The sequence below is a fragment of the Calothrix sp. UHCC 0171 genome (assembly GCF_034931845.1).
In the GTDB taxonomy this organism is placed as follows: domain Bacteria; phylum Cyanobacteriota; class Cyanobacteriia; order Cyanobacteriales; family Nostocaceae; genus Brunnivagina.
Window position 1 is genome coordinate 134,274 of record NZ_JAYGHN010000007.1, and the last position, 16,837, is coordinate 151,110.

Genomic DNA, 16,837 nt, shown 5'->3' on the forward strand with positions numbered 1-16,837 from the left:
AATCGGCAATGGGTTACACCCCTCACACCATAAGTCCATTGGCACTATATAATATATTGTCAGGTAAAATTAAATCAAGTTTAGGCGACTATTAAATCAGCTTATTGACAGCCGGCAAAAGATTAGTTCTGGTAGATGCACGAAATAACTAGACAGCAGACTGTTTTTCAGAGTCAAATATGTCACTGATGACTGGAATTAATTGGGAATCTTCCCTTGTTTAATTTAATTTCGTAGCTTTATTCTGAGTGTTTAGAAGTTTTGACCTGCGTAAACAGAACGAACTTCCCCATTGCGACGAACAATTGCTTCACCGTTAGCTACATCTACTAACGTCCAACCACTTGTACCAATATTTTCACCGATTTCTATCCGGCGAGTAACACCGTTGATTTTGAATAAAGCCGCAGATTTATCACCCAGTTCTAATAACCCTTCTAGAGTATGAGCAGGGGTATTCATAGGTGCAACCGCTACTTCCTGCTGTTTAGGTGCAACTGTAGTCGCAGTTGGCATTTTGGGTGGGACAGCACGGAAAGGTGCAATGGTGATAGTAGGTGCTTTTGGCTGGCTGAGGGTGATTGGCTTGTTTTGTAGTGAGATTGGTTTGATAGAGGGAATTGTCGGACGCACTGCTGCAAAAACATTTAACGATTTATTTGCTGGGTTAACGTTTTTGCCAACATTATTTGACGCGGTTTTTCCTGTTGCTACTTTCGCTTGATTGCCTGAAATGAGCGGATTTCTACCAGGAATTGGCGGTAAATTTCCCCGAACTCCAGGAATGGCTGGGGGAGCATAACGCATTGGTAAAGGTGCTTGATATACAGGGATGTAAATTCGCTCGACTACGCTTGTTGAGCGCCCTTGGGCTGGTGTGGCATTATTTGCAGCTAGTGGTGGTGGTAAAGTTCCGGTTCCAGAAGTGCTTGCCATTGTCATGGCGACGGATTGTTGGTTGACTGCTGCAACTGTATTCAATCCTGGATTTTGCGATTGGCGGTTAGTTTTAGCAGACTGTCTGTCAATTACATCTAAAGCGCCAAGGGTGTAGTCAACTAGCTTTCCTAGTTCTGTGTGAGTACCTGTTGTAGTTGTGACTTCTTCGGAAGTCAATAAAGACTGCTGGAAGGACTGGGAAGTAAGACGATTGAGCAAACCAGAATTTTGGATAAAAATTATAGATGCAGCCGCAATACCCACAGTTGCGCCCAGACTCAGTAGCTTACCTAACCAACGACGAGGTTGGCGACGCTGTTTGATGACGGTTTTGGGTATGGTTTTTTCAGTGACAACTGGACTGATATGTTGCTTCTTGACCTGATTAACCTTAACAGCTGTCTGTGTTGGTAAAATATCGGTTTCCCGTAAACCAACGTTGGGTATTTTTACCGATTGTAGGCGAACAAATTCCGGTTCAATTGTTTGTACTGGTATATTACCCCGACCATCCAGAATGCGATCGACATCGGCGAAAAGTTCGTCCATCAAGCCATCAGCATAAGCGTCTATTGACCAAGGTTCGCTGACGATGAGGTCGTCTGATGGTTCTGAAAGAAGAATTTGGGTGCTGGCTTTGGTAGACATAGCGACTATAATTATTGCTTTTAGCTTGGCTTGGATTCTTTTCCCCTACAGTCAATCAATATTAATAAACAATTAATAAACTGGGACTGCGGATTAAGTATCCAAATTTTTGTTTATTGGAGATTAAAGTAATCGTGAATCTGTATTAAATTAAACTGATTTTACCACTTTCACCAGGGTGAAAACCCTGAGACAAGATTGAGTCACCTGTGGAAAATGCGGAGAAAAGCAAGGATAAATTTGCTTCACTCAGAGCATAATCACCCTTAGATATATACACTACTACTATAAGCGCACTTCATGAAGTTTGTTTTAAGCTAATGTGGAAAACTCGCTATGTGACTGACTTTTACGGATTTCTAAATGAATTAGTAGGGCATTGACATCAGCTGGGTTGACTCCACCAATACGGGCGGCTTGACCGATGGTGAGCGGTTTAACTTTGCTTAATTTTTCTCGCGCCTCCTTTGATAGAGTATCAATCGCTGCATAATCTAAATCAGCAGGTAATTGACGGTTCGCCTGACGGGCAATCTGTTCGATTTGGCTTTGTTGACGTGCCAGATAACCTGAATATTTGATGTCAATTTCTGCTCCTTCTCTCTCTGCGCGGTTGAGTGAGGGATTACCAAGTTCATATTTATCGAGGTCAACATAATGGAAACCGGGACGACGCAGCAAGTCTGCAAGGGTGATAGAACCTTTGATTGCTTGTTGGGTAGCGGCAAATATCGCTTTACCTTGATTGTCGTTTTCCTTGATGCGGGTGGTGTGAAGTCGTTCTTTTTCGGCAGTAATATTTGCTTGTTTGCGGGTGTAGAGTTGCCAACGTCGATCGCCAATTAAACCGATTTCTCGCCCTAAAGGTGTTAAACGTTGGTCAGCATTGTCGGAACGTAAAATTAAGCGGTATTCCGAGCGACTTGTGAGCATTCGGTAGGGTTCGCGCAAATCTTTGGTACAGAGGTCATCTACCAAAGTCCCAATATAACTTTGCTCACGGGGGAATATAATCATTTCCTCATTCCGCGCAAACCGAGCGGCATTAATTCCCGCAACAATTCCCTGAGCGGCGGCTTCTTCATAGCCAGTGGTACCATTTACCTGCCCCGCACAAAATAATCCGGCAATTTTCTTGGTCATTAAGGTGGGGAAACACTGAGTCGCGGGTAAATAATCGTATTCCACCGCATAAGCTGGACGTAGCATCACACAATTTTCCAAACCGGGAAGCGATCGCAACATTTGTAGTTGGAGATTTTCTGGTAAACCCGTGGAAAATCCCTGTATGTAAAGTTCCGGTATATCTCGACCTTCCGGTTCAATGAAAATTTGATGACTATCTTTATCCGCAAATCTGACGATTTTATCTTCAATACTCGGACAGTAACGTGGTCCTTTTGCTTCTACCCAACCACCGTATACGGGTGACAAATGTAAATTTTCTCGAATGAGGCGATGGGTTTCTGGGGTAGTTCTGGTCAGATGACAGGGAATTTGTTCCCTTTCCACCCAAACTTCTGGGTCAAAACTAAACCAACGCACCTCGTCATCACCGGGCTGGAGTTGCATTTTGCTGTAATCAACGGAACGCTTATCAACCCGCGCCGGTGTCCCAGTTTTTAGCCTTCCGGTTTCAAAACCAAGTTTGTTGAGAGTTTCTGTCAAGCCCTCAGCCGCAAACTCTCCTGCACGTCCCGCCGCCATCGATTTGTTGCCAACCCAAATTCGACCACCTAAAAAAGTACCTGTTGTTAAAATGACGGCTTTACAAGCAAAAGCTACGCCAAAGTAAGTTTGAACACCAACAATCTCGTCATTTTTCCCTAAAACTAAATCCGTCACCATGCTTTCGCGAACCATGAGGTTTTCTTGGTTCTCGATAATTCCCTTCATAATTGCCGCATATTCACGCTTATCAGTTTGGGCGCGCAATGCCCACACTGCTGGTCCCCTGGAAGAATTGAGGATACGTTTTTGTAGGTAAGTACGGTCTGCCATCTTACCGATTTCCCCACCTAAGGCATCAACTTCATGTGTCAATTGGGACTTAGCAGGACCACCCACAGCCGGGTTACAAGGTTGCCAAGCAATTTTATCTAAATTGAGGGTCAATAGAAGAGTGCGACAACCAAGACGTGCTGTAGCGAGTGCAGCTTCACAACCTGAGTGACCCGCACCAACGACGATAACATCAAAAGCGTCTTGGAATTCTACAGAATTGGGCATGGTCATACTATTAAAGACAGCAGGCTTACGGATATGTAAATATTAACCGAATACAGTACATGATTGCATTTTGCATTCAGAATCTTTAATGATAGCGAAGTTAGGTTTAAGTTTGAGCGATCGCTTTCAGGCTACGAGAAAATCAAAAGGGCTAAACAAATACTGTTCAAAATCTTTATGTCTTACCTCCCACACCCCGATTCATCATTAAGAGTAGTCAACTGTGCAATCATCACTGTGAGCGATACCCGCACCATGGAAACCGATAAAAGTGGTCAATTAATCCGCAAATTATTAGAAAATGCCAACCATCAAGTCACTGCTTACACAATTATTCAAGATGAACCCGCAGACATTACAACTGCGCTCCAAAAGTTAAAAACATGTGACAATGTTGAGGCAATTATTCTCAATGGTGGTACTGGAATCGCACCTAGAGATACAACCTATGATGCGATCAAGAAACTATTAGAAAAAACATTGCCCGGTTTTGGCGAAATATTTCGATTTTTAAGCTATCAAGAAATTGGTTCCCGTGCGATCGCATCGCGTGCAGTCGCTGGAGTTTATCAAGGTAAATTAATTTTTTCGCTCCCAGGTTCGAGCAATGCTGTGGCTTTAGCGATGGAAAAGTTGATTTTACCCGAACTCGTTCATTTAGTAGGACAGATAACAGGAATTAAGTGAAGCATTAGCAATCAAAAGGTGGATAATTCCATTCCCATCCAGGGTGTTCCCCCATTGGCAAGAACAGGAGTTGAGAAAAGTGCGATCGCTAAAGTAAAAGTAGCAATTAGTTTCCAGCTAATTTTCATTACGAACTCCGGTTTACCATCTCTCAAATTTAACTTCGATCAGTTGTCTTTTGACAAAAATTAGTATTTTTGGTATTCGATTTAGGCGATCTAAATTTGTTCTAAACGTTGACGCAACTTGCTACTCAAAGCATCAATCAGGGTGACAACTACAAGTAAGACTAACATCATGGTTGTGGCTTTGGTATATTCAAAACCATCGATGTAACTTTTGAGTTGAAAACCAATACCTCCTGCGCCAACTACACCCAAAACAGAAGCAGCGCGAATATTATATTCAAACATCCACAGGGTGTAACCTAAAGCTAGGGGTAACACTTGGGGCAAGATGCCATATTGGGCGATTTGTAGTTTTGATGCACCGATGACTTGCAAGGATTCCAAGGAACGGGAATCTACGGCTTCTATTGCCTGTTGGTAAAATTTTGCTAAGTAACCAATAGTATAAATACTGAGTGCTAAGGTTCCCGCAGGCGCTCCCAAGCCAGTAGCAGCGACAAAAATTAGTCCGAGAATGATGGAGGGGACAGAACGGACAGCGTTTTGCAGGAAGTTTGCTATCCATCGTAACCAAATTGGGGCGGTGTTACGGGCACTAGCGATCGCAATGGGAATAGAAAGAATTGCTCCAATAGTGGTTCCCCATAAGGACATTTGGATAGTTTCAATTAATGCTTTGACTGCAATATCTAAAACTTCCCAGTTGGGAGGGAAAAAGTCAGCGAGGAACTTGGTAACATACTGCCAGCTATCCTGCATCACCTGGGTATCTACTTTGATTCCTTGGAGTGACCAGGTATAAACTGCAACAACAACTATAAATATGAGTAAATATTTAACCCATTGATACAGATTTGCAAGATTTTTCATTTTACACTTGGACAAATTGTGAGGGAAGGTTATCCCCATTACCATCGTAAATCACGCAACCAGCTTCTAAAACAATCACTCTTTGGGCATATTTAGCTGCGATCGCTAAGTCATGTAAAACTGTAACAATGGTAATTTCCTGCTGACAATTCAATTCTGATAAAATCTGCATTACCTGCTCTGAAGCGAGAACATCCAAACCAGTAATTGGTTCATCTGCAAGCAGTATCTGGGGTGATTGGATTAATGCGCGGGCAATTGCTACCCGTTGTTGTTGCCCACCACTGAGGTTACTGACTTTTTCATGGATTTTCTCTTTTAACCCTAATTGTATCAAGAGTTCCTCTGCTAAATAGCGATCGCGTTTGGGAAAACCCCAGAAAGTTTGCCAAGTATTCCTAACTCCCAATCTTCCACACAGTACATTCTCCATGGCTGAGAGTTGACGAATTAAGCCCCCGCCCTGAAATAACATTGCCACATCCCGACGGGTTTGGCATAAGGTGCGAGGGGTGAGAGCTGTACCATGAATGCAGATATTACCCTGATGAATGGGAACTAAACCAACTAGCGATCGCAGTAAACTAGATTTACCTGCACCATTGAGTCCTAACAATGCCACAAACTCACCTCGCTTGATTTGCAAACTTATTCCATTGAGAATTGGACGCTGTAAAGTGGAGGCATAGGCTGTTTTAACATTTTGACACTCAATGGCAATATCATTCATCTTTACTAGTTGCTAATTATTTTAGATAATTACTTAGTCATGGGTGATTATGACCTGACTGATATGCCATCACCCATGTCTGTCTGGAGATTGTCAACTACTATGGCTCCATTCCTACCACTTTCAAAGCATTACGCACGGGTGCTAAGTGGGTATTATGATCAATCTTTACCAATTCCGTAGAGTTATAAAGACCACGTAACAATTGATTGTTCTGGGGTTGATTCAACTTCAGCATTGCGTTAATAATTTTCCCCCGTAAAGGTGCGGGCACATCATCATCAATCGCCACACCATGTGCCGGTACATTGGGAATTTTATACAATACTCGCAATTGATTTTTCTCTTGGGCGGTAATATAGGGAGGGAACAAAGCATATTCTGATACTGCGGCTACCTCCGCTTGTCCACGGAGAACAGCTTGTAAAGCTTTGCTGTAGTTACCACCGTAACTCACCTGCCCAAAGAAACCATCCAAACGATCTTTATTGGGGACAAAACCTGCTTGCACCAATTGACTCACAGGGAAAATAAACCCGGAACCAGAGGTAGGAGAGGTGAAAGCCATTTTCTTCCCCTTCAATTGTCCCAAGGTTGTCTTGGGGTCAGTACCTGTTTTCAAAGGGCTATTTTTGGATACAACGAATATCGAATTGTAAGTATATTTACCAGAGTAGTTTGCACGTACCTCTGCTAAATATAACTTCGCTTGTGCTAAGCTTTCTGCTTTCAGTGCTGGACGACTACTTAAAAATGCCACATCTGCACGATTTGCCCGCAAGGCTTCCACTGCTGCGGTGTCATCACCGACTTGTGCTTTGACTGGAATTCCCAGTTCTTTACTCAAAAAAGCTGCTACTGCATTAGCTTTATTTTGTAAATCTGTGCTGTCAGAACGACTAGGAAATACTACTGTTAAAGTCTTTTGGTTTTGAGCAAGTAAGGTTTGCTCTTTTACATTCGCCAATGGATTAGCGATCGCTTTTATTGCTCCCAATGGGCTACTAGCCATTGCCGTCACTGCTAAACAGGCAGCACCAAGCCCCAGCAAACCTTGTTTGCCAACTCTCATCTCTCACTCCTCATTAGGAAATATTCGCAAGACTATTGCTAAATAATATCAGTAATTTTCAGTATTTATTTATCCGGATAAATAATTTTTATTGCCACTTTCGATAAGCTTCGCTAATGAGATGTTTTGAGTAGACAAGCTATTGCCACAACTAAACGAAACTACTCATCCCCAGATTTACTTTTCCTGCATTTCTCACAAGTTTGGGGATGAGTTTTGCAAAGCCTTGAATAGAATGTATTTTGGAAGTTTTGGATTTTTAGCTATGGTGCAGAGTAAATATAGAAACCCGGATTTTGCATGGGTTTGAAAATGTTGTGAGAAATCCGGGTTAAACCATCTGCCAACTATTTTTCCAATACTTTATAGAGCCAGCCGCAAATCTAAACACAATAAAAACCGTTTTTTCTGGCTCATTTCTTTACTAACTATAAATTGTGCCAGTGTTGATTACAGGTTGAGCAGTTTGCTCGGATGTCAATACAACTAAAAGATTGTTAATCATAGAGGCTTTGCGCTCATCGTCCAAATCTAATGTTTGTTCACTACTGAGACGATTAAGTGCCTCATTCACAATCCCTACCGCACCTTCAACAATTTGTCGTCTTGCTTCGATTAATGCTTTTGCTTGCTGTCGTCGCAACATCATTTGAGCAATTTCGGGTGCGTATGCTAAGTGTGACAGTCGCGCTTCGAGCACTTCTATACCTGTGACTTGCAAACGTGCTTGCAGTTCTCGTTGCAATGCTTGAGCGATTTCATCGGGTATCCCTCGCAAAGATGGGGTTTCTAAGTCGGTGGATGTATGGGATGTATCGTAGGGATAGCGAATGGCTAAAGCTCGAATTGCAGTTTCGCTTTGAATCGCAATAAATTCTTGATAGTCATCGACTGCAAACTCACATTTAGCAGAATCTACAACTTGCCAAACGACAACTGCGGCAATTTCAATTGGACTTCCTTCGGCATCATTAACTTTAATAATTTTACTGTTAAAATTACGTACCCGCAGTGATATTTGTCGCTTGCTGGCAAAGGGATTTGTCCACCAAAAACCAGCCTCACGAACCGTACCCATATATTTCCCAAAAAAAACCAGCACTATGGCTTGATTTGGTTCAACACTAAAAAATCCGGAAATTGAGGGAATCACAATAATTAGTAATGTTCCCAATAACCAAGCGATCGCTTGTGCAGTTTCCTCTTCACCCATAAAGTCTGTAACTTTCAAACTCCGTGCAAGTACTGCTTGTAAACTATACAGACTATGAAAAATATACCAGCCTCCCAGAAGCGCGATCGCACCCACTACTACCAGCATCACAAATCCGTTGATTTTAAATGCCGGAAATTCCTTGATTTTTGGCTCCATAGTTTTATCAACCTACTTGGAAATCAAAGTGATATCACTATGTTATAAAAAAATGCAATCACGAAGCGGGTGGGGAGATGTCTATTCGGGATTTGGATTTGTCCAAAATATTTTTGCTTGGTTGCGTGGGGGAACTTGCCGCAGACATCGTAGAGTCATAAGTCAGCTAAATAAAATTGGCACGAGGTTTGAAAGTTTCAATTTGTCGCAATTGTTCGTATAGTTCTCGCTCTTGCTGACTGATATTTTTCGGAGTGACTATTTGAATTTCCACGAGTTGATCACCGCGTTTTCCGGCTTCGTCGGGGTAGCCTTTATTTGCTAAACGGAAACGCTGACCAGAACGAACTCCTGGAGGGATAGTCATTTTTACGGGTCCATCCAGGGTTGGAGCTTCAATTTGCCCACCTAAAACTGCTTCGCTGGGGGTGACGGGGACTTGGCAGGCAATATTCAATCCTTCGAGTTTGAATTGGGGATGAATCTCGACGGTTATTTTCAAGTATAAATCGCCACCATTGATACCTTGGTCGCGTAGGCGAATTGTTTGTCCTGTCACCATTCCTGGGGGCATATTAACTTCTAGAGAACGCCCATCCTCAAGACGAATACGTTCTAATCCACCGAGATAAGCTTTTTCTAGAGGTATTGTTAATCTGGCTTCGATGTCACGACGTTGGGGGCGGCTATTTGGGCTGTAGGATACTTTGGTTCTGGTGTTGCGAAATGGGTCGCTATTGGCGGGATTTGGGGGATTATTTGGGTTATTTCGAGTTTTTTCGGTTCCCACTCCGATGACTTCATTGATGAATTGGTCAAAACTGTTATATTGAGCAGGGTCTACGGATGCGTTGCCATTGCGACCATTTTTAGCACTATTTCCCCATGTTGGTCCCTTGGGGGCTTTGCCTGTAAATCCTTTTTGCTTCCAATATCGACTGTATTCGTCGTATTTGGTGCGACTGGCTTCATCGAGGAGAATTTCTTTGGCTTCGTTGATATCTTTAAATTTTTCTGCTGCTTGCTCGTTTCCCTGGTTCCTGTCTGGATGATATTGCAGCGCTAATTTTCGATAAGCTTTTCTAATTTCTTCGTTAGAAGCGTCTTTTGATACTCCTAAAATTTCGTAATAATCTCGAAAATTCTGCAAATTCAGTGGCATAGTCTGTGGTTAAATTTATAGTTTAATAGTTGAGATTTTTCGATCAAGACTGAATAAATAGAAAGTATAAGATTTCCAAAATATATTGAAAACGTCTAATAATTTATCAATAATTACTAATTACTAGTGATTAGACCTGCATTCCGTATTAAGTTTGTAGTTATTGGCGGAAAAACTATAGTCTGGAACCAATGGAGTTTCTCTACTGGCTGCTTTGTCGAAATTACAGAAGTAGCATAATTTAGAATTAGCAGATTATAGGTATGAGGTAAAGGCGAGAAACCCCGCCTTATCTTAATCTTTACAACTTTATCTTGACAACTTTTACAACCAATCGTCGTCATCGTCGTCCCAATTGTCTCGATAGCTGGGACGGGGTTTGGATGAGCTATTACCATAGTTGCTGCGATCGCTTCTGTCACTTCTGTCATAATCACGACGGCTATCTCTACCATAGTCGCTATTTGAGCTTCTACCATAATCGCGTCCGGCATCTCTACCGTAATCTCGACTCCTATCTCTATCAGTTTCCCTACCAGTATCCCTGCCGTAATCCCGATTCCTATCTCTATCAGCATCCCTACCAGCATCCCTGCCGTAATCCCGACTGCTGTCTCTACTAGTATCCCTACTAGTGTCTCTGCCGTAATCCCGACTACCATAGTCCCGACTACCATAATCCCGACTACCATAGTCCCGACTACCATAGTCCCGACTAGAATCTCTGCCGTAATCTCTGTAATCGTCCTTGTCGTCTTTATCGCCACCTGTGAAAATGTCGCGAATTGTACCAAACAAATCGTCGTCTTCGTCATCAGCATAATACTGACGAACTTCGCGGTTTAGTTCATATAGAGCATCTTGAAGATCGGCGTAGGTTTGATCAATTCCTCGATCATCATTGGCTTGTAAGGCTTCGCGTAATTCTCGGCAAATATTATCGATGCGCTGGCGACGACTACGGGCAAATTGCATCCCGAAATCTAAAGCGATTTCGCGTAACTGGCGTTCGCCTTGGAGGATTAAGGCTTCGGCACGAGTACGTTTTTCTACCTTCTCTTTACGCTGTCTATCTTGTTCGGCAAATTTTTCGGCTTCTTTGATGGCGAGATTAATTTCTGATTCGCTTAGTGTAGAAGCACCTTGGATAGTAATACTTTGTTCGCGCCCGGTGGTGCGGTCTAGTGCCGTCACCTGTAAAATCCCGTTAGCATCGATATCAAATGATACTTGTATTTGGGGAATTCCTCGTGGAGCCGGGGGAATGCCGTAGAGCTTGAAGCGTCCGAGAGACTTGTTATCAGCCGCCATTTCCCGTTCACCCTGAACTACGTGAATTTCCACAGTATTTTGGTTATTTTCCGATGTGGAAAAGATATCGGAACGGCGCACGGGAATAGTTGTATTCCGGGGAATGAGCTTTTTGGCAACACCACCAATGGTTTCTAAGCCAATTGATAGGGGTGTTACGTCGAGTAATAACACGTCTTTGAGTTCGCCACCGATGATGCCAGCTTGAACTGCTGCACCAACAGCGACAACCTCATCAGGATTAACATTTTCGTTGGGTTCGATGCCAATTAGAGCGCTGACAAGTTGTTTCACCATCGGCATTCGTGTGGAACCGCCAACTAAAACAACCTCTTCAATATCTTCGGGGGTGTAACCAGCGTCCCGTAGGGCTTGTTTGACTGGTTTACGGATTCTTCCCAATAAATCGTCGCATAATTCTTCAAATTGCGATCGCGTCAATCGAGTTTCAATATGTTTAGGACCATCTTCGGTGGCGGTGATAAAGGGTAAATTAATATCAGTGATGCTGACTGCGGAAAGTTCGATTTTGGCTTTTTCTGCCGCTTCCATCAGGCGTTGTAGTGCTTGTCTGTCTCGACGTAAATCAACACCTTCGGTGGCTAAAAATTGTTCTGCTAACCAGTCAACGATCTTTTTATCGAAATCATTGCCCCCAAGTTGGGTATCCCCACTAGTTGCTTTAACTTCAAATACGCCATCACCAATTTCCAACACCGATACGTCAAAAGTACCGCCACCCAAATCGAATACGAGAATTAGTTCGCTGCGTCCTCGATCTAAACCATAAGCCAAGGATGCTGCGGTTGGTTCATTGAGAATCCGCAACACATCCAAACCAGCAATTCTGCCCGCATCTCGCGTTGCTTGCCGTTGAGAATCGTTGAAATAGGCGGGCACTGTAATTACTGCCCCCGTCACTTTATCTCCCAAATAACGGCTAGCATCGTCAGCCAATTTCTTCAAAATCATCGCCGAAACTTCTTCGGGAGAAAAGTCTTTACTCAAACGGGGACAGGCGATTTTGATATTACCAACTTCATCTTTACGGATGGTATAGGGAACCCGCTTCGATTCCGGGCTTAATTCCCCATATTTGCGCCCGATAAAACGCTTGACAGCGAAAAAAGTATTTTGCGGATTCAGGACAGTTTGCCGTCGCGCCATTTGTCCGACAACTCGTTCACCATCTTTACTAAAGCCAACTACGGAGGGAGTTGTTCGCATTCCTTCTGCATTGGCAATCACCACCGGCTTGCCACCCTCCATGACGGCAACTACTGAGTTGGTTGTACCCAAGTCAATGCCGACTACCTTGCCCATGCGTCACTGTTCTCCTAATTTCTTATATATAAACTTAAAACTTATTTGTTTAGAAGCAATGCTTGATTTATTCTATCTTGCAGTTGAAAAAATGAAGGTAGCGAGAACAGAAGACATCAAAGTCAAGTTGGCAAAAAGGCAAAAAATTGCGATTGATTTAGATTATTTTAAATAATCTCTTTTATTTATCACCCTTTTCTCTTTTCTCTTTATCCTCTTTTCCCCTTATCCCCAGTTAGTTTGTGAACCTAAAGACACAACTGCAAACACACCTAAATGAAATTGTGCGCGATCGCGACCCCTATATTGCATCTGCGGGACATTTTTTTGTCCAACAATACATTCACTCGTCATTTTCCCAATGGGGAAGTGTGGAAATCCACACCTTCCGCGTCGGTGGTAAAAGCTACCAAAATCTGATCTTGAATTTACCTTGTCAAGCGGAATCTGAAAAGGATAAATTACCGCCCATTCTGATTGCAGCACATTACGATACTGTTCCTGGTTCCCCTGGTGCTGATGATAACGCGACTGGTGTGGCAGTGTTACTAGAATTTGCTCGAATTTTCGCTACTTGTCCGGCAAAATACCCATTGCGTCTTGTTGCCTTTGATATGGAGGAATATGGATTGCTGGGTAGCACAGATTACGCTACCAAACTAAAGGCAGAACAGCAACCTTTGCGGTTAATGATTTCCTTGGAAATGTTGGGGTACTGCGTCAAGAGTCCGCGATCGCAACTTTATCCCCCTCCATTAGATAAAATATATCCAGATCGGGGAGATTTTATTGGTTTAATTGGGAATTGGCGAACTTTACGCGACTTAATTTGTATCAGTCGCAGTATCCGTAAAGTTGGTGTTCCCAGCCAATGGCTACCTGTTCCCAATCGGGGCTTAATTGTCCAGGATACCAGACGCAGTGACCATGCACCATTTTGGGATACCGGCTATCCCGCCATTATGGTGACAGATACAGCAAATATGCGGAATCCTCATTATCACAAACCCAGTGATACAATTGATACTTTGGATTTGGATTTTTTGACGGGTGTTTGTGAAGGTTTGGAGAGGGGAATTAGGAAATTATGATTTTTCCTATATCATGATTAAGTAAAAAAGTCAAGCTCCTGTCAACCCGTTTACTCCTTAATTATGAACGCATCTCCACAAAGGTTTCATCATCTACCTCGTCTTCGTATAAATCTTGGGGTAACATTTCTCCCTCAATGCTTTCAATCAATCCCATTTCCGGCATATTGCTAAACCAGATATCCGTATTGGCGGTGGAATTATGAACGTTAGATAGTTCCAGCCGCGATTGTTGGGATAATAAGTGTTTGAGGGCTTGGTATTCTTCTAATGCAAACATTCCTCCATTCAAACAAACCCTTTCTTTATCACTGGGAGAAAGTATGGCGTTGTGCAAGCAAGCATTGGTAAAAATGGCTGGTTGTAGTTTGGCATCTGTGAGGTTGGCGGCTGTCAGATTTGCGCCATAAAAGTTGGTTTCTTTAAGGTTTGCGCCCGTGAGGTTTGCGCCTGTGAGGTTGGCATTTGCCAGGTTTGCGCCTGCGAGGTTACTATTTGCTAGGTTTGCGCCTGCGAGGTTGGCATTGCCTAAATTGATTGCTTCTAAGTTTGCTCCCGATAAGTTGACTTGGGTTAAGTTTGCCCCCGATAAATTCACGTGGTTTAAGGATTTGGCACGTATTCGTCTTTGGAAAGCTTGTGGAGCTAAAACACTTACCCGATTGATTAGTTGGGTGAGTATCTCTGGATGAAATTCTTCCCAGTTGGATGGGTTGTGGCAGGGAAAAAATGAACGCTTGGCTTCGCGATGGCAAGCACAAAGCAAGAAAAATAGGTTGAGTGCAACTGCGGCATTGACTTGTTCGACGTTGAGGTGATTATGTAAACTTCGCAAATACTGCCAAGCTTGATGTGCCATTCCCTCATCTAGCCAACGCCCCTGACAATGGGGATACCAGACAAGCAATAAGCGATCGCATAGGGTGGCAAAGGAAAATTCTGTCGCTGGTAGGTGGTATAATCCGGCGATTACTAGTTCTTCGATTTCTGGTGTTAATATTCCATAACCAAGTAAATTATAGATAACTTCGGCAATGCGATCGCTTGTATCTAAGACAAACTCGTTTTCACCATAAGCATTACGCTGACGTTGAGTCAGTTGTTTGAGTTGGCTGACAATTGCCTCTGCACAGAGAAAGTCGCCAATCTTGGTGTGGGAAAATTCAATTTTCGTTTCTTGATAATCGGGAAGTAATGATGTTGATGGAGATGATTTTCCCGAAATGGGGCAAGGACGAAAATAAAAGCCCGGTAAATCTTTGTATTCGCCAGCAATTTCTGCATCGGCAATCTGGCTGTAATGACGTTGAGATTGGAGAATTTTCAGGGCGATGGCTTGGATTTTTAATCGTAAATCTTGGCGATTGTGGGTTTGGAAAAGATGGGCAATTGCATCTTGGGTACGATGAATATGTGCTGTACCTTCGCGAATGAGCATTGGTTTAATTCCATCCACACCAGGATATCCTAACAGCCATCGGTTGAGACGTTGATATATTTCCCACAACAATACTGCTCCTCCGGTTTGTTGCTGTTGGGCGGCTAATTCGATTAATTCATTGTCAAATAAGCCATCGCGATACAGAATCCCCAATAGGTAAAGATACAAGGGTTGACGCACCAGCAAAGAAAATTCTGGTAATTTAGAATTATTAGCAAATAAGCCAGCTTGTTTTAAAAATGTAAAGAAATTTTGCGCTAAGGGGATTGATTGCAGTGTCGCCCAATTTTGAAACCACAGACGTAGTTCCTCTTGCCGAAAAGGCTGAATCACAATTCTGCGTAACTGCTCTGTATCAATAATATGAGTATTAGAATCAAGAATTTCTTGTAAAAATTGCGATCGGCTGGTAATAATAATTTTATGCTGTGAGACTCCACTAGCAACATGACGCGATCGCAATTGAAAGTGAAGTAACTGCTGGATAAATTTTGTTGTGGAAATTCTCCCATTCCCCATGGGTAATTCATCCAAGCCATCGAGAATCAATAAACATTTGACATGTTTTAACCCTAACCACTCTCCCAATTGAGTTGAGACATACTCAGGAAGTGCAGAAGTAAGAGTTTCCAGTAAGTTTTCACCATGCTTGATATCCCGCAAGCGAATCAACACGGGCATCCAATTGGGATACAATTCCTGGGCGATTTTTGCTGCCAATATTTGACAGAAACTCGTTTTCCCATAACCAGGTTCCGATTCAACCACGGTAATACTTTCAAAATCCTCGATTTCATCCTGTACCCATGGAATTAAATCGACTGCTTCCGAAGTTTTTGCCTCTGTATACGGATTGGTAGAGCCAGAATTATGCAAATGACTAGCTGCAATTGGCAATCCCTTCGGGGAAATATAAATATCTTTGAGAGAAAAATATTCTAAAAATAGTGGTTCTGCAAGACTTTTAATGAAACTAGCCCGATATTGTTCTCGGTACAAATCAATTTTGTCAGATGCATACAAAGATAGTGATTTATTATCCCCAGGTACACCTACATCTGTAAAAAAAGAATTTCCCAAGCGGACAAATTTTTGCAGTTGCGCCAAAGCCGCAGCATTTTCAGCAATTACCGTGAGTAAATGTCCAGGTAGGCTATTCGCTAACCTTTGTACCATCAACTTTGCTTCGCTCTCCTCTGCACCATTCGCCATAAACCAAGCCACAGTAGCATGATTCATTTGCTGTACGAGCAATGACTCTGTAACTAATGTTAAAGCTTGTTCGGCTTGAGTATCACTTAACTTGCCCGGATTTAATGTTTTCAATAATCCTTGCAATTGGGAATCCTGTGAGAGAAAAGGAGTCGCATCAATTTCCCGATGCCAAAAAAAACCTCGATTTAGCCAAGGCTTTTGTAAACGAACTTCCTGCTCTAAAATTTGTTGTAAGGCATTGAGATAAGCAATCTGAAATCCCAACCAAACACCCTCATTACGTTTTAACGGCTTTTTTTGGCTCAGACTAAAAAGTAAACTTTGTGTTAACTGGATGATTCCCGGTATTTCTTCCCAAGCCGCACTTACAGGTAATTCTAGGATTTCTCCTAGAGTCGAGATATCAAAAATGCTTAAACCTTTAATATCAATTTCATTAATAATACGTAGAGAAATACCACCGACTGTATCGCCTCTAAGTATTTCTCTGCAATAATCTTTTGTAAATTTAACTGCCAACCAATGGCGAATACTTAAGTGCATTATTTTACTCAGTAAGTAGCCTCCTAATGTCATTATGGACTATTTCACCTCGAACCGGAAACTGGTAAAAATGGGG

General features: G+C 42.6%; 11 protein-coding genes. 2 read left to right on the top strand and 9 right to left on the bottom strand.

All coding sequences use genetic code 11. The features are described 5' to 3' along the window. Positions 1-252: 252 nt before the first annotated feature. Positions 253-1,587, bottom strand: coding sequence for a hypothetical protein (locus tag VB733_RS08010; RefSeq protein ID WP_323339544.1), 1,335 nt, complete (start codon positions 1,585-1,587; stop codon positions 253-255). Between the two features lie 312 nt (positions 1,588-1,899). Then, on the bottom strand, positions 1,900-3,822 hold the full coding sequence (gene mnmG / locus VB733_RS08015) for a tRNA uridine-5-carboxymethylaminomethyl(34) synthesis enzyme MnmG (RefSeq protein WP_323339545.1): 1,923 nt from the start codon (positions 3,820-3,822) through the stop codon (positions 1,900-1,902). Between the two features lie 171 nt (positions 3,823-3,993). On the opposite strand from mnmG, the gene VB733_RS08020 reads away from it, so the two are divergent. Further along, positions 3,994-4,503 (top strand): MogA/MoaB family molybdenum cofactor biosynthesis protein, encoded by a 510-nt coding sequence (locus VB733_RS08020; RefSeq protein WP_323339546.1) that lies wholly within the window; start codon positions 3,994-3,996, stop codon positions 4,501-4,503. Between the two features lie 218 nt (positions 4,504-4,721). On the opposite strand, the gene phnE is transcribed toward VB733_RS08020, so the two are convergent. The 6 genes from phnE to dnaK form a co-directional block, all read right to left on the bottom strand. Continuing rightward, complete coding sequence (gene phnE, locus VB733_RS08025) at positions 4,722-5,501, bottom strand: phosphonate ABC transporter, permease protein PhnE (RefSeq protein ID WP_323339547.1); 780 nt, start codon at positions 5,499-5,501, stop codon at positions 4,722-4,724. Position 5,502: 1 nt separating this feature from the next. Then, positions 5,503-6,231, bottom strand: coding sequence for a phosphonate ABC transporter ATP-binding protein (locus VB733_RS08030; RefSeq protein ID WP_323339548.1), 729 nt, complete (start codon positions 6,229-6,231; stop codon positions 5,503-5,505). A 100-nt stretch (positions 6,232-6,331) separates the two neighbouring features. Beyond that, positions 6,332-7,303, bottom strand: a complete 972-nt coding sequence (locus VB733_RS08035; protein ID WP_323339549.1) for a phosphate/phosphite/phosphonate ABC transporter substrate-binding protein — start codon at positions 7,301-7,303, stop codon at positions 6,332-6,334. Between the two features lie 424 nt (positions 7,304-7,727). Further along, positions 7,728-8,675, bottom strand: a complete 948-nt coding sequence (locus VB733_RS08040) for an SPFH domain-containing protein (RefSeq protein WP_323339550.1) — start codon at positions 8,673-8,675, stop codon at positions 7,728-7,730. A gap of 166 nt (positions 8,676-8,841) precedes the next feature. Next, positions 8,842-9,837 (bottom strand): J domain-containing protein, encoded by a 996-nt coding sequence (locus VB733_RS08045; protein ID WP_323339551.1) that lies wholly within the window; start codon positions 9,835-9,837, stop codon positions 8,842-8,844. 324 nt (positions 9,838-10,161) lie between these two features. Next, positions 10,162-12,471, bottom strand: a complete 2,310-nt coding sequence (dnaK, locus tag VB733_RS08050) for a molecular chaperone DnaK (protein WP_323339552.1) — start codon at positions 12,469-12,471, stop codon at positions 10,162-10,164. Positions 12,472-12,713: 242 nt separating this feature from the next. Here dnaK and VB733_RS08055 point away from each other — a divergent pair, with 242 nt between their 5' ends. Continuing rightward, on the top strand, positions 12,714-13,562 hold the full coding sequence (locus tag VB733_RS08055; RefSeq protein ID WP_323339553.1) for a M28 family peptidase: 849 nt from the start codon (positions 12,714-12,716) through the stop codon (positions 13,560-13,562). A 61-nt stretch (positions 13,563-13,623) separates the two neighbouring features. Here VB733_RS08055 and VB733_RS08060 read toward each other — a convergent pair whose 3' ends face one another. Next, positions 13,624-16,761, bottom strand: a complete 3,138-nt coding sequence (locus VB733_RS08060) for a pentapeptide repeat-containing protein (RefSeq protein WP_323339554.1) — start codon at positions 16,759-16,761, stop codon at positions 13,624-13,626. Positions 16,762-16,837: the final 76 nt, after the last annotated feature.